Source organism: Maribacter sp. X9 (genome assembly GCF_048537565.1).
GTDB lineage: Bacteria > Bacteroidota > Bacteroidia > Flavobacteriales > Flavobacteriaceae > Maribacter.
Genome location: NZ_CP183215.1, coordinates 2,623,636 through 2,639,660, shown reverse-complemented (window position 1 = coordinate 2,639,660; position 16,025 = coordinate 2,623,636). Strand labels below are relative to the sequence as shown.

At 36.1% G+C, this 16,025-nt stretch carries 11 protein-coding genes; 8 read left to right on the top strand and 3 right to left on the bottom strand.

Annotation, left to right across the window (positions count from 1 at the left end):
* The first annotated feature begins 70 nt into the window (after positions 1-70).
* The 4 genes from ACNR9Q_RS11135 (at position 71) to ACNR9Q_RS11120 (ending at position 5,037) form a co-directional block, all read left to right on the top strand.
* Positions 71-622: a helix-turn-helix domain-containing protein gene (locus ACNR9Q_RS11135; RefSeq protein ID WP_419211297.1), complete on the top strand. Its 552-nt coding sequence runs from the start codon at positions 71-73 to the stop codon at positions 620-622.
* A 33-nt stretch (positions 623-655) separates the two neighbouring features.
* A complete protein-coding gene (locus ACNR9Q_RS11130; RefSeq protein WP_419211296.1) occupies positions 656-1,102 on the top strand; it encodes a response regulator in 447 nt (148 codons plus the stop codon).
* Between the two features lie 6 nt (positions 1,103-1,108).
* Positions 1,109-3,703: an ATP-binding protein gene (locus ACNR9Q_RS11125; protein ID WP_419211295.1), complete on the top strand. Its 2,595-nt coding sequence runs from the start codon at positions 1,109-1,111 to the stop codon at positions 3,701-3,703.
* 302 nt (positions 3,704-4,005) lie between these two features.
* Positions 4,006-5,037, top strand: a complete 1,032-nt coding sequence (locus ACNR9Q_RS11120; protein ID WP_419211294.1) for a helix-turn-helix domain-containing protein — start codon at positions 4,006-4,008, stop codon at positions 5,035-5,037.
* Positions 5,038-5,129: 92 nt separating this feature from the next.
* Here ACNR9Q_RS11120 and ACNR9Q_RS11115 read toward each other — a convergent pair whose 3' ends face one another.
* Complete coding sequence (locus ACNR9Q_RS11115; protein ID WP_419211293.1) at positions 5,130-5,579, bottom strand: response regulator; 450 nt, start codon at positions 5,577-5,579, stop codon at positions 5,130-5,132.
* Between the two features lie 307 nt (positions 5,580-5,886).
* On the opposite strand from ACNR9Q_RS11115, the gene ACNR9Q_RS11110 reads away from it, so the two are divergent.
* Positions 5,887-6,336 carry a response regulator gene (locus tag ACNR9Q_RS11110; protein ID WP_419211292.1) on the top strand — a complete coding sequence of 150 codons (450 nt, stop codon included), beginning with the start codon at positions 5,887-5,889 and terminating at the stop codon, positions 6,334-6,336.
* A gap of 17 nt (positions 6,337-6,353) precedes the next feature.
* Here ACNR9Q_RS11110 and ACNR9Q_RS11105 read toward each other — a convergent pair whose 3' ends face one another.
* Positions 6,354-10,427, bottom strand: a complete 4,074-nt coding sequence (locus ACNR9Q_RS11105) for a CheR family methyltransferase (RefSeq protein WP_419211291.1) — start codon at positions 10,425-10,427, stop codon at positions 6,354-6,356.
* Positions 10,427-11,398, bottom strand: coding sequence for a chemotaxis protein CheB (locus ACNR9Q_RS11100; protein ID WP_419211290.1), 972 nt, complete (start codon positions 11,396-11,398; stop codon positions 10,427-10,429). Before ACNR9Q_RS11100 ends, ACNR9Q_RS11105 begins: the two co-directional genes overlap by 1 nt.
* Positions 11,399-11,785: 387 nt before the next feature.
* Between ACNR9Q_RS11100 and ACNR9Q_RS11095 the strand changes: the two genes are divergently transcribed.
* From ACNR9Q_RS11095 to ACNR9Q_RS11085, 3 genes are all read left to right on the top strand, one after another.
* The gene (locus ACNR9Q_RS11095; protein ID WP_419211289.1) at positions 11,786-12,223 is read left to right on the top strand and encodes a response regulator; all 438 of its coding nucleotides are present in this window, start codon (positions 11,786-11,788) and stop codon (positions 12,221-12,223) included.
* 214 nt (positions 12,224-12,437) lie between these two features.
* On the top strand, positions 12,438-15,272 hold the full coding sequence (uvrA, locus tag ACNR9Q_RS11090) for an excinuclease ABC subunit UvrA (RefSeq protein WP_419211288.1): 2,835 nt from the start codon (positions 12,438-12,440) through the stop codon (positions 15,270-15,272).
* 50 nt (positions 15,273-15,322) lie between these two features.
* Positions 15,323-16,009, top strand: coding sequence for a TIGR00730 family Rossman fold protein (locus tag ACNR9Q_RS11085; protein WP_419211287.1), 687 nt, complete (start codon positions 15,323-15,325; stop codon positions 16,007-16,009).
* Positions 16,010-16,025 lie beyond the last annotated feature (16 nt).

Sequence of the window (16,025 nt, the reverse complement as noted above, 5' to 3'; positions counted from 1 at the left end):
TTTGACTTTCTTTTAATGAAATGTAAAAATTTTCCTATATTATTATACGCCATTGACTTATTCTCTAAAGATGAAAATTAATTTAAAATACAATCCAAAGATCATCTGCCAGACCGTATTAAAAGAACAGTTACAAAAATTGAATGTCCCGTTCTCAACTGGTTTGGATGGGGAAATAGAGCTAGGGGAAGAAATTTCTAAAAACCTCAAAAATGAATTAACAGTTGAGTTAAGACGTTATGGAATTTCAATTGTAGATGACCCGAAGATGGCATTGGTAGAACGTATTAAGCAGACCATTGATGAAATGTTAGCGGATGATAATGCAAGGGCGATTAATTTTTCCTCATATTTAGCAGATAAACTTAACTATTCCTATACCTATATGTCAGGGATTTTTTCTGATAACACATTTACTTCCTTAGAAAATTATGTTATCCTAAGAAAGGTAGATTTTGTAAAGGATTTGTTGAATGAAACTGACCTTACATTGACCGAAATCGCCCACAGGTTCAACTATAGTAGTGTGGCTCATTTATCAAGTCAGTTTAAAAAAACGACGGGACTAACACCGAGTACTTTTCAGCGCATAATGCACCGCAAAAAAATTAATGAATTTTAAATTAAAACTAAAAATTTTTAGACGGTATAATATATGAATAAAGAAAGTTTGAATATCGCTCTGGCCGATGATGATGATGATGATCGAATGTTATTTAAACTCGCCATTGAAGAATTAAGCTTAAAGACCGAAGTATCTTATTTTGAGAATGGCCAAGAATTACTTGACCATTTGAACCTCGAAAATACAACACTGCCAAATCTTATATTTCTCGATTTGAATATGCCTATTAAAAATGGAATGCAATGTTTAAAGGAAATTCGACAAAACCCCAAGTTCGATTTAATAGCCGTTGCCATATATTCGACATCGTCATCAGAAAAGGATATAGAAGAAACGTTTGTTAATGGTGCAAATATTTATATAAACAAACCACCAAACTTTAATACCTTGTGTAAAGTTATTGAAAAGGTCGTTCGCCTAAAATGGCAATACCATACCTCTAACCTTAACCGTGACACCTTTTTGTTTCGAATTTAAATTTACATGATTTCCACGCCTCTCACCACATCCAATAAGAAGTATATTTCGGTGTTGGCAATAGCTATTGCCCTTTTATTGTTCACCACGACCGTAGCCTATAAGCAAATCATCAAATTACAAGGTTCGGCAGAAATGGTCTCGCATACGTTAGAGGTACAAGACGCTATCAACATGCTTTTTTCACATTACTTCCGCTTAGAATCAGAAGAATTTAAAAGTGAAATTTTAAAGGATAGCCTTACCAATTCAATTTACGCCGACTATAAAAAAAATGGGAAAGAAGCATTTGAAAAACTTAGCGGGTTAATTAAAGATAATGCTTCCCAAAAATTAAGGTTGGATCAGATTAAAGGCTTGCAAGATTCGCTATATAAAAAATTGGCCAATCAAAAAATAGTATCAAAATCGCAGCTTGAAGAAGACTTGTCTGAACTGCTCGTTAAAATACGTGCCGTAAATGATGAAATGAGAACTGAAGAACGTTCATTATTGTTATTAAGGGAAGACAACTATGAATCAAATAAAATATTGGCTCCATTTACTACGTTGATATTGGCTATTTTTTCACTTTGCATATTTCTACTGGCTTTTTTACGTATTTATAGAAACAAAATTAAATTGCGAGAATCTGAGGCATTTTTGCAAAGTGTATTGGCCAACACGAACAACGTTGTCAATTTTTATGTACCTATTTTCAATGCCGAAAATAAAGTCTATGATTTTGAAATTAAATTTGCCAATGCTCAGAACAAAGAGTTCTTTGGCCTAAACCCCAATGACATTATAGGGAAGAGAATAACTGAAATTTATCCGTTTCTAAAACTTAATGGAGAAGTTGAAGGGCTCTTTGAGGCCTATAATCAAAGTAAATCGGTCTCTTTTGACCGACAAATTCAATTACATAAAGAAAAAATGTGGATACGCTCTACTGTACATCCATTATTGAACGGTCTATTGGTCACGGCACAGAATGTTACCGATGAAGAAAAATATAAGGAAGAGCAGTTGAGTTTAAAAGAACAGGTGCTAGCAGATAATAAAAAGCTTAAGGAAACAGAGAACTTTCTTAACAGAGTTCTTTCAAGTACAGAAAATATAATCAGTTATTTTACGCCCATATTCGACGAACACAAGAGAATCACTGATTTTGGTCTTTCTTTCTACAATGATAAAATCGTTGATGTCGTACAGTTAGAAATGTCATTTCTTCAAAAGCAACGAATGTCCGTTGTATTTCCAATGATTTTTGAAAATGGTGTTTTTGATCATTTAGTGAGCTGTTTTGAGGAAAATAGAATTGTAAGGTTTGAAGCTCCCTATGAATTCAACCAAAGGCTGTTCTGGTTTAAATCTACCGCTGTTAAACTTGACAATGGCATTCTCATTACTTCTATTGATACCACTTCTGAAAGAAATACCGAGGAGCACTTGCAAACTCTTAATCTAACCTTAGAGCAACAGAATAGAGAACTGGCATCAAGTCGTGGTTTTTTGACCAATGTTTTCAAAAGCATATCGAATATTGTCATTCATTTTACAAGTATTAGAAACCATGAAGGGGATATTATTGACTTAGAACTTCAGTTTATCAATAGTAGGGTTACAGATTTCTTAGGGATTAATCCCGATGCTATCAAACATAAAAAAGCTTCTGAAGTGTTTCCTAGTATTTTTGATGGAGGAATTTTCAAAAAATTAAAAAAGTCCATCGAAAACAACACCAATATCGAGTATGAAACACCTTTTGATAAAAATGGAAAAACGCATTGGTTCAAAGCCACGGCCATTAAGCTAGGTGACGGGGTCACCGTATCTATACAGGATGTGACGGATGAAAAAAACCAAAAAGAGCAATTGCGACTAAGAAATTTGGAGTTGAAGAAAAGTAATATCGAATTAGAAGCCTTTAACAGAGTTGCAAGTCATGATTTACAAGAACCTTTACGTAAGATCCAGCTCTTCATTTCCCGAATTTTAGAAAATAAAGATCAGCAACTTTCTGATAAGAATGTCGAATATTTTAATAAAATAGAAAATGCTGCATCAAGAATGCGCTCTCTTATCATTAACTTATTGAACTATTCACATATAGATGGAAAACACCAAGATTTCGAACCTGTAGATCTAAATGAAACCCTTAAAAGGGCGAAAGAAGATCTTTCTTCGATCATTTCGGAGACTTCAAGTGAGATACATCATGAAAACTTACCGACTATTAAAGGTGTTCCTTACCAACTTGAGCAACTGTTCACCAATTTAATAAGCAATGGCATAAAATATAATACTCGAGAAAAAACACCACGAATAAATATAACCTATGAAAAAGTCGCTCTAAAAGATATCGACGAGCAATTTTTTAAAGTTGACCAATACTATTATAAACTATGTTTTGTTGATAATGGTATCGGGTTTTCAATGAAACATTCCACAAAAATATTCGAGGTGTTTCAAAGACTTCATCAAAAATCCGACTATTCTGGTACTGGAATTGGTTTGGCCATTTGTAAAAAAATCATTGAAAACCATCATGGTCATATTCATGTGACCAGTGAACCTAATAGAGGATCAACATTCATTTGCTACCTTCCGGCAAGTTGAAGTGCAAGAAATTACCTTTTCAAGAAAACATATTGCCCTAAGTTCCTTTACAGCCTAACAAAGGTTTTATGGCTGTTTTATGGTTCGTTTTTCCTCAAATCGTTTAATTATATAACATAATGAACGAATTATGTAAGAGAATTACCCTTATTTGAATTGACCTTTGAAGAAGTATAGTGCGAGGTATTTTAAAATGCCATAGCAGTACTCCAGAAAGTTAAAATATTTATACTTCCAGCCTATGTATTAAGGGAACGTAGAATTTTAATTCTTTTTGAATTTAACATTAAAAAAAGAACACTATGAACTCCATGTTACTCTCTTGCTCAGGAATAAAGGATATATTTGAAGAATTGCACCATAAATTTGGTGGAAATTTAAATTCGAACATAAAAGAGCATGTACTGAATTTAGACAATGAAACGGGCAAGGGCCGTATTAGTGGTATCACATTCACAGGCGGTATTTCCTATTTTGACTTTGATATCACTTTTTCAGAAAATTTTGTTGTTGAAGTAGAAACCTTAGAGAACACACCAATTTGTTTTGGTTATTGTTCAAAAGGAAAATTAGCGCATAGTTTCGGTCATAATTCGAACATGGATTGTTTTGAAAATTTTCAAACTACGATTCTTACCAATGCCCCTTATGTCAACAATTTACTTTATTTTTCAAAGGACACGCCCACAAAAATCTCATTGATCGTAGTTAAAACAGCCAATAACGTTAAGCAAAGTACGTTAAGAAATGATTTAAGGTTTAAGATCCAAGAACTTTTTTTCAATGGCCTCCCTTCAAAAAACTCGATTTACAAAGGTTCCCATAATTTAAAAATTGCCAATAAAATTCAACAGATCGATTCTATCGAACAAGAAGGTATTGTAAGAAGTTTATTGATTGAAGGCCTCATTCATGTGACTCTTGCCTTAGAGATTCAGCAATATTCTGATGATCTACTGAATACGAAAGGTAAATCAGGATCGCTAACCGAGACTGAAATGGATTTAGTCCTGGAAGTTTCAAAATTTATAGAAAACTATCCAGAGCGTTCTTTATCCTTGCGGGAATTAACGAGAAAATCAGGACTCTCACCTTCAAAACTTCAAGAAGGCTTCAAGTTGCTGCATGGTACCACCGTAAGCGATTATATTAGGGATGTTCGGTTGATCAAAGCAGAAAAATTGATCAAGAAGACTAATCTTAACATTTCAGAAGTTGTTTACAGTATAGGATTCACAAGTCGAAGTTACTTTTCAAAAATATTTAAACTAAAATATAACTGTAGCCCAAAACAGTATCAAGACAAACAAAAAAATACTATGATGTTGTCATAGAAGGATTTTGCAAGGTGGTTTTTGATTATTCAAAAAGCCGAATCTGAAGTAAGATTCGGCTTTTTACTTTTTAAAAGTACTTTTTCACCTATTTATCCTATTTCTGTTCCTAATCTAGAAATAGATTCAGTACCTGATTTTATCGGTGACAGTTCTAACATGACTTCGTTCAATTTCAATTTTAAATCAGCGAAACTACCAGGTTTTTGTATAAAGAGCTCGGCTCCTTTTCGTTTTAAAGATTCAATTTTATCGGGGTCACTGTAGCTAGAATAAATTATAATCGGAATTGCACAAAAGTCAGGTTCCGCTTTAATATCATCAAGACATTCTTCACCGTTCATTAACGGCATATTCAAATCTAAAAAAATTAAATCGGGCAAAATTGTGGTGTAATCAAGTAATGCGGCTATTAAATCAACGCCATTCTCAAATGATCTAACCGTGATATTAAACGGAAGATCGAATAATGCTTCAGTAAAAAGCAAGCGGTCATCATGGTCGTCATCGGCCAAAAAAAGTGTGAGTTTTAGATTTGACATATTTTTTTAAAATTTAAAATACTACCGATTTAAAGATTTCAGGTTTTAAATGTTCTATAACAAATGAACTGATTAAATAAATGTAGCCCTTTGAAGAGCAACAAAATAGCCCATTTAATTTATTGCTTGACCATATAAGAATTGATAACAAATTTAAAATATAACATCACCCTCGTCACGACTTCAAAAATTAAGTATTAATCCTTGCATTCTCTATAACGAGCCGAATCTTTAATAAATCATTATAAACCAATATTTTAAAAACACATTTAAATTTAACTATATTTGACTCAACCATTAATTTGAAATGCTCCATAAATCTAGACACTTAGTTGCCCTTGCAGATGACGACATAGATGATCGTGAAATATTCTTAGATGTATGTGCCGACCTAAATGTAGGGTTGTCTGTCAAGTCGTTCGAAAACGGTTTTGAATTACTTCGCTATTTAAATATGCCAGATGCCGAGCTACCTTCAATTCTATTCTTAGATATCAATATGCCCATAAAAGATGGCTTTGAAAGTTTAAGCGAAATTAGAAAGAAAATAGGCCTAACGGAGTTATGTATCATTATGTACTCAACCTCTACGGCCTCAAAAGATATCGAAAAGGCCAGAAAAATGGAAGCCAATGCCTTTCTTCAAAAACCTTCTTCCTATTCAAAATTAAAGCTCATAATTCAAAAAATATTGGATACGGATTGGAAAAATCCCTGTTCACATTTAGATGAGTTTGGTTTTCTAATCACCGTTTAATTCTAATGAGTGGCCGTTCAATTTTTACCACGCGTTTGTGTTAGTGGCAAATAAACATTGAAGGTCGTTCCTCCTTGATTGTTTTTTTCAACATCGATAAAACCATTGTGTATTTCGGTAATGCGTTTACATAGTGCCAGTCCAATTCCTGTACCCGAATAGGTGCCTTTTGAATGAAGTCTTCTAAACGGTTTAAAAATCTTGTCCATTTGGTTTTCGGCAATACCGATGCCATTATCGGCAAATTCAATTTTTTTATAGATAACTTTAGGATTACTTTCAAATTTATCCTGAAAATCCTTACCCTTTATTTCAGTGCCCTTAATAGTGATAACTGGTTTTCGTTTATTGAATTTGATACCATTTTTAATTAAATTGGAAAACAACTGAAACATCTGGGTGCTTGCTGCTTTTATTTCACCCAACTCTCCTACATGTATAGTAGCTCCTTTTTCAGCTATTAATAATTCAAAATCTTGCTGTATCTTTTCTAAAACCTCGTCGAGATTTATTTTTTTGAAATGCACGGCTCCTTCAGACACCTTACTGTATTCCAATATATCCTTAATTAAAACCGTCATTCTAGCTGCCGAACTTTCTATTTTATCTACTAACCTCTCTGCTTGCTCATTACCTGCTATTTTACTTTTTAAGATGGAATTAAAAGTTCTTATTTTTCGAATAGGCTCCTGTAGATCATGGCTAGTCACATGAGCATATTCTTCAAGACTCATATTCAATTTTACCAATTCATCATTTGAAGTTTTAAGCTCCCCCGTTCTTTCGCTGATTTTTTTCTCCAGTTCTTGAGAGAATTCTTTTTGAGCCGTAATGTCCACATTACAACCCACAAAACCTCTAAAATTATTGTCTTTATCGAATATTGGGTGGGCTTTGTTTATAAACCAACCGTACGAACCATCTTTATTTTCAACCATGTACTCTAGCTCAAATGCCTTACGCTCATCTGAAGCCGACAATAATGCGTGCATGGCCCTTCGTCGATCTTCTGGATGGATATAACTCAACCAACCATCATTAAGGCAGTCTTCAAGGTTACTACCTGTATATTCAAGCCAAGTCTGGTTAACATAAGTACATTGGTCGTTCACATCTGTTATCCAAATGGTGACAGGTGCACTGTCTGCGATAATCTTAAAGCGATCTTCACTCTCTTTTACTTGATACAGTAATTCTTTAGCTTCAGAAATATCGAGCGCGGTAGCAATGGCACTTTCTGGATTTTTCTTATCATCGAAGAAATTTTTAGCGATAACTCTAAAATGCTTAATAGTATCCTTTAAAACCACACGTAACTCACAATCTACATTACCAGATTTTACGGCTTTTGGAATCTTCATCTTCAGAATTTCCAAATCTTCTGGATGTATTTTCTTAAGGATATCCTTAAGGTTGTAATCACCTGTTTTTTCCATGCCCAACATATCGGAAAAACTGGGGTTGTGCAGTACAACCTTTTTCTTAAAATCATATTCGAACACGACCTGTTTAGCCGCTTTTAGTGCCGTTTCCAATTTCAACTGGCCCCGTTTTGTTTCGGTAACTTCTTGTGTCATATACATAATCTTGACACCCTCATTCATAGATATTGCAATAGGCACCGTTTGAACCTCGTAATAACGGTTATTATATTCCACTTCTAAAAATCCTGATTCTCCGTTTAGGGTTCTCTCACATAAACTGCGTAACAGTTTGGCCTGTTTTTTAGATGGATTGATATCTGGCATCACTTTTCCTATAAGATCATTTGGCCTAAGTTCTTCCAAGCCTTGGCCGGCGATATACACGATTTCCATATTCTCGTTCAACAGACCGACGCTGCCATTAGGTACGTGTTCAGCAATTGACCTGTAGATCAATTCGTTGTGCTCACTGATCGATTTCTCCTCATTAAGTTCACGCTCTTTGGCAATTAGCGCTTCATTGGCCAGACGCATTTCATGATTGGCCGTATTCAATTCCTCGTTTGCTGATTGTAGTTCCTCGTTACTGGTCTCCAATTCTTCATTAGAAGATTTTAGTTCTTCGTTTGCTGATTGAAGTTCTTCATTAATAGTTTGCAATTCTTCATTGGTCGCTTCAAGCTCCTCTGTGAAAATCTGTAAATGCTCGCTTTTGGTCGCAAGTTCATCTTCAAGTTCCTTAATCCTTAGGTCTACCAAATCAGAAGTTTCCAATTTCTTTTGTAATTCCAATACCTGTTGGTCAGGTGTGATTTTTTCAAAAACGACCAAATAATATTGAGCATCACCGACCGTATATATTAATGGGGTTATCTTTGTTTTGACATAGTGAGGATTTTCATATAGCATGAACTTCACCACATGGCTACTGTGCGGTACATTGGTCTTTTTCACCTGTGCGTGCAAAGCCTTAAGAATAGTTGTAAGTTCGGTATTTGCCATTTTAAACAGGTTGGCGTTCATGGTGCCTTCACTTATCTCCATATACAACCGAAGGCTGCCATGCACTTGTTTAATTTCACCGGCATCGTTTATAATCACAAAAGGATGGTCGAACTTATGGTATAAGGTTTCTTTCGCTACGTCAACTATAGACATATTTCTAATATCGTTTCTTCGAATATCATTTTTCTCTGATTCTGATTTGTTTCTATATTTAGAAAATCGAAGATTATAATTTAAGGTAGCATCTGCTTTCTTATATATTTTATTTGCATGCGCCTTTTCAAATAAATCGGCCGCCACACTGATGCTTTCAGATTTGCCCAAGAACATGATCCCATTTGGGCGCAAAGAATAATGAAATATTTGAAAGGTCTGTTTCTGAAGGTCATTATTGAAATAGATCAATAAATTTCTGCAAACAATGGCATCTAATTTAACGAAAGGCGGATCATTACTTATATCGTGCCTTGCAAAGAGTATGTGCTGTTTAATTGGCTTGATGACCTCATATTGAACTCCGTCTTTGGTTTCAAAGTATTTTTGCACCAATTCTTCATCGAGGTTCTCTAAACTGCTCTTATCATAAATGCCTTTACGACCAAAGTTCAATGCACGTTCATCGATGTCGGTTGCGAAAATCTGAATTTGATAATGATTGATTTCAGTACCTAAAAGCTCATTCACTAAAATAGCAATCGAATAAGGTTCCTCGCCCGTAGCGCAACCAACACACCATATACGTATAGTGTCACCCGTCGATTTCTTCTGTAAAAAAGGTTTTAATTTTTGCTTGAAACTTTCATAAGCACTTTCATCCCTAAAAAACTCAGTAACCCCTATTAAAACAGATTCGAACAAAAAATCGAGTTCTTTGGGTGATGCCTTGATCATTTCATAATAATCCACTAATGAGCCTATATGCAAACCTGCCATTCGGTGATTGATACGCCTCATAATGGTCGATGGTTTATACAGTGAGAAGTCGGTACCGGATCGTTTTTCCAATAACTCAAATATGGCATCTATACTTTTACGTTTCGGCAAGCTGGTGCCAATGGTATTGCTATTTTTAATAAACTGACATATTTCTTCGAACATTTGTTCTGGAGGAATGACCATATCGACCATTTCGGTTTTAATGGCCGAACTCGGCATATCACGATGTTCCGCTGTTTCGGGAAATTGCGCTATGGTAAAGCCGTTATGCTTTTTGATTTCCATTATACCCTTAGATCCATCACTTCCGAAACCCGAAAGTATAATTCCTACACACTTATTTTTTTTTGCTTTCGCCAACGAAGCAAAAAAATTATCAATGGAAGGAGCTGAAGAGTAACTTGGTGGAAGATCATCTAACATTAGTTCTAAACCTTCTACATGAATATCACTATTTTGGGGAGTAACATAAATATGCCTTCGCTGCATTTCACAATTGTTGACAATTGTTTTAACCGGCCAAGTGCAACGTTTTCCCAAAATAGAGGTCAATTCACTTTTATATTTAGGACTTAAATGCATTACGATGACCACACAAAAGTCTGCATGAATACCATTAAAGGTAGATAGAAATTTAGTGAGCGCGTCAAGTCCGCCTGCAGAGGCCCCAACTCCTACAACATATAAATCATTATTTGATTTTTGATCGATCACTTTTTTATTCATTAGTCCGGTATTTGAAGTACAGCCCTTAATTTATTAATTTGTTTTTGAACTTCTTTAATTTTATCTGCTTGTGTTTCACTTAAAGTGCTTGTTCCCCTATTTCCGTAATCCCGACTGACCCGCTCCAACAACATTTTCTTTTCTACCAATGTCCTCATAGCAATCCACAATGCTTCTTCTAAAGCATCGTTTTGGCTTTTCAAAAGGGCTTCTTCGGTAAAGGCATGTCCTACGTGACAACGATACCTATTGATTTTTGAATCCTCGATTTTCCATAAGGGGCCACCACAACTTGAACAACTTATTGGCACTTGATGACCAATATTCTCTTCAATGGAGATTTGACTTCCTAATTTCGTTGCAATCGAATTTTCACGTATCAAAGAGGCTGGCGCAACAACTTTGGGCGGCAATTTTTCGTCCAGTATGTTGATTATTACCTGAGCCATATCCTCTATGTTCACCACATAATCAATAGCCACCAAAGCTGCAGCATTTCGTGGCATATCACTGTATTCTGCCGTTGCGGGGTTTTGAATCACGGTCAACCCCCCGCATTTTTTTATAGCCTCAAGACCCGCGGTGCCATCGCTAAGTCGACCAGTCAATAAAACACCCACACATTGATGTCCGAAAGAAACTGCGGCGGACCGAAACAATACATCGATCGACGGCCTGAACAGATTCTCACGGGGACCATTAGAGAGATATAGTTTTCCGTCGCCCACAAATAGATGGTGATTGGCCAAGGCAACATACACATTTCCCGTTTGAATTGGCATACCATTCTGGGCTACGATCACCTTCATTTTGATCTTTTGTGCAAGTAATTTTGGAAAAAGTGTAAAACCTTCCATAGAACCATGAATGACAACCATGAATACAGCTTTACTTCCAATTGGAATTGCTTCCAATGCAACCATCACTGCCTTAGTGCCTCCTGCCGAAGCTCCGATAACGATCACTCTCATATTGACAGTTTATTAAATATAAATTAATTCTTTATCGGCTAGGTAATTGATCCTACAAGGTTATTCGCCAACTGAATCGGTTAGAAAAAGAAAAGTATAAATTTTAAACGTTGATTTTATAGTTTTTAGTCCCCCTAAAGCTATTGAGTTAACTTCAAATTGAATCGGTTCATAAATTCCATGTTTCGCAGCTTAATTTTATTTCAGGATCTATAGGGGATGAATTTCAAAGAATGTTCGTATCATTTTATGTGATTATTGGAAACGTTTCAAAAATTTATGCTAAAAGACCCATGAAAGCATTTTGCGTACCATTTAACCAATAATTGTATAAAAATAAAATGGGGGAAATGACCAAACGACTATGAATTCCAAAATTAAGGGACAATGAAAAATATACTGATATATTTAGCGGATGATGATCAAGAAGATCGAGATTTATTTTTGGATGCTTTGAAAGATATACCCATTGAAACCGAGGTAAAACAATTCGAAAATGGAATCGATTTAATGGATAAACTTTTTTCAACCGATAACTTGCCCGATGTTATATTCCTTGACCTTTTCATGCCCATTATGGACGGCTTCGAATGCTTGACGGATATTCGTAACTTTGAACAATTTTCCGAAATTCAAATCGTGGTATATTCATCGGTATATCGAAATAGAGAGGTAAAGCAACTAAGGCAAGACGGTGCAAACCAATACCTACAAAAACCTCACTCATTCGGTCAATTACAGACCTTACTAAAAAAATCATTGAAATCTATTCAAAATAAACCGAGTACAAGATCAGAACACAAACCCTTTCTCTCGTTGGTCTAATCTAAACTTAAGATTTTAAGAAAAAAGGTTTTTGATTAACTCTGCTTTTCCCATTACAAAATTAATTTTCCAAATTAATGACTCTAAATTATTTAGAGAAGTCCACGAATTTAATTTACCTTCTAAAAATTGGCATATTTTAATACGCTAAAGAATTTGTTGCCATGCTAAAATCGTACTCAAAATTGTACTTTTGCACCTTTGCTATGAATACATGATCAATTACGAAGAAAATATAGAAGTAAAAGGCGCTCGCGTCCATAATCTCAAAAATATCGATGTTACCATTCCCCGCGATAAACTGGTAGTAATTACGGGGTTATCGGGAAGTGGAAAATCATCCTTGGCGTTCGATACGATTTATGCCGAGGGACAAAGACGCTATATTGAAACCTTTTCAGCCTACGCCCGACAGTTTTTAGGTGGATTGGAACGGCCAGATGTAGACAAAATAGACGGACTTTCTCCGGTGATAGCCATTGAACAAAAAACGACTTCAAAATCTCCTCGCTCAACGGTAGGTACCATTACAGAAATCTATGATTTTTTAAGGCTGCTATTTGCCCGCGCCGCAGATGCACACAGTTATAATACGGGCGAAAAAATGGTAAGTTATAGTGATGAGCAGATTAAAAACTTGATCATTGAATCCTATAAAGGTAAAAAGATCAATATTCTTGCGCCGATTATTAAATCTAGAAAAGGACACTATAGAGAACTTTTTGAGCAAATTGCCAAACAAGGCTTCGTTAAGGTTAGAGTAGATGGTGAAATTAAGGATATTGTAAAAGGAATGAAAGTGGATCGTTATAAGACCCACGATATCGAAATAGTGATTGACCGCTTAAAAGTGGTCGAAAACGAAGATTTTCACAAACGGCTTTCAGAAACCATCAATACCGCTATGTACAGTGGCAACAATGTATTGATGGTTTTAGAGGAGGGTACCGACATACCTCGTTATTTTAGCAGAGATTTAATGTGCCCTACAACGGGCATCTCCTACCCTACTCCAGAACCAAATACCTTTTCATTCAACTCGCCAAAGGGCATGTGCCCGTACTGTAATGGTTTAGGACATGTTTATGAGGTCAATGAACAGAAAATATTCCCGAATAAAAAACTATCCATAAAGGGAGGAGGAATAGCTCCTTTAGGCGATTACAAAAAGTCTTGGGCCTTTAAGCAGATAGAAACCATTGCGCAACGGTATAATTTTGAAATCACGGATCCGATTGAAGATATTCCGAATGAAGCTATCGAAGTGTTGCTCAATGGAGGTAAAGAAAGTTTTGAAGTAGATTCCAAGTCCTTAGGGGTAAAACGAACGTATAAGATCGACTACGAAGGCATATCCAACTTTATAAAAAATCAATTTGAAGAAGCTGCTTCAACCTCCATCAAACGTTGGGCCAAAGAATATATGGACAAAATCACCTGTCCTACTTGCAATGGCTTTCGGCTTAAAAAAGAATCGCTTTATTTTAAAATTGAGGAGAAGAATATTGCCGAATTGGCCAATTTGGATATTGTAGAGCTTTCAAAGTTCTTTAAAGGATTGGACAAAAAGCTGGAAGGGAACCAGTTAAAGATTGCCGAAGAAATCGTGAAGGAAATCAATACCCGAATTCAGTTTTTGTTAGATGTCGGCCTTGATTACCTATCGCTGAACAGGAGCTCAAAATCACTTTCTGGTGGCGAGGCCCAACGTATTCGTTTGGCGACACAGATCGGTTCACAGCTGGTTGGTGTGCTCTATATTTTAGACGAACCAAGCATAGGCCTACACCAACGTGACAATGAACGCTTAATAAAATCCTTAGAATCCCTGAGAGATTTAGGAAACTCGGTCATTGTAGTGGAGCATGACCGTGATATGATCGAACGTGCCGATCATGTTATCGATATTGGTCCCAAGGCGGGTAAAAACGGGGGTGAAATTATTTCTGAAGGTACCCCTGAGGAGTTGAAAAACTTTCATACCCTAACGGCCGATTATATGACGGGAGTAAGGAACATTGAAGTCCCAAAAGAACGGAGAAAAGGCAACGGAAAGGAAATCGTTTTATCGGGTTGTACAGGAAATAACCTAAAAAATATTACTGTGAAATTTCCATTGGGAAAAATGATAGGCGTTACCGGTGTATCCGGCAGTGGTAAATCTACATTGATCAATGAAACCCTTTACCCGATCATGAACGCCCATTATTTCAACGGGGTAAAAAAACCGATGCCTTATAAAAATATAAAAGGCCTTGAACATATTGATAAGGTAATTGACATCAACCAGTCCCCTATTGGTAGAACACCAAGATCTAATCCGGCAACCTACACCGGGGTTTTTGGTGAAATTCGTGCCTTGTTTTCAAAAACAACGGAAGCATCGATAAGAGGATACAAACCTGGGCGATTCAGTTTTAATGTTAAAGGTGGCCGTTGTGAAACCTGCCAAGGTGGAGGCCTAAGGGTCATTGAAATGAACTTTTTACCCGATGTTTATGTAGAGTGTGAAACTTGTAATGGCAAGAGATTCAATAGAGAAACTTTGGAAATAAGGTATAAAGGAAAGTCCATTTCAGATGTTCTTGAGATGACGATCGACGAAGCTGTTTCTTTTTTTGAACTTATTCCTAAAATACATCGTAAGTTAGCTACCATACAAGATGTAGGTCTGGGTTATATTTCATTGGGCCAACAATCAACAACACTTTCTGGTGGCGAGGCACAACGTATAAAATTGGCCACGGAATTATCAAAAAGGGATACGGGCAATACCTTTTATATCTTAGACGAGCCAACTACCGGACTCCACTTTGAGGATATAAGGGTACTCATGGACGTATTGAACAAATTAGCCGATAAGGGAAATACCGTTTTAGTTATAGAACATAATATGGATGTGATTAAAATGGTTGACTACATTATTGACATTGGATACGAAGGCGGTCGTTCGGGAGGAAAACTAGTTGCAAAAGGGACCCCCGAAGAAGTTGCAAAAGATAAAAAAAGCTATACTGCAACCTTTTTGCAACGTGAATTGAGAAACTGATTTTTTAGGAAGTATTCCTTCAGTCGGCATAATACTATATATTTAAATAAATGAGATCTGAAAAACATCACAAAGGATGGAATGAAATAAAAACCAATGACTCGTGGGCCATTTTCAAAATCATGGGCGAGTTCGTAAATGGGTTTGAGCGAATGAGTATCATAGGCCCCTGTGTCTCAATATTCGGATCGGCCAGAACAAAAGAGGATGATCATTATTACCAACTTGCCGTATCCATAGCCAAATCTATTTCAGAGGCCGGTTACGGTGTAATAACAGGGGGTGGACCCGGTATTATGGAAGCTGGGAACAAAGGTGCGAACCTTGCCGGCGGAACATCGGTGGGTTTGAACATAGACCTGCCCTTTGAACAACATGATAATCCTTATATCGATAGCGATAAAAGTTTAGATTTCGACTACTTCTTCGTAAGAAAGGTCATGTTCGTAAAATATTCCCAAGGTTTCGTTGTCATGCCAGGTGGTTTTGGTACGTTAGACGAATTGTTTGAAGCTATCACGCTCATTCAGACCCATAAAATTGGTAAATTTCCTATTATTTTAGTGGGAAGTGATTTCTGGACCGGCCTTCTCGACTGGATAAAGGGCACGATGCTCAAAGTGGGCAATATTAGTCCAGAGGATTTAAATTTGATTAAAATTGTAGATACAGAAGCAGAAGTCGTAGAGATTATCGATTCATTTTATAAAGGCCATACGATGAGCCCTAATTTTTAGTCCGAACTTTGATTAA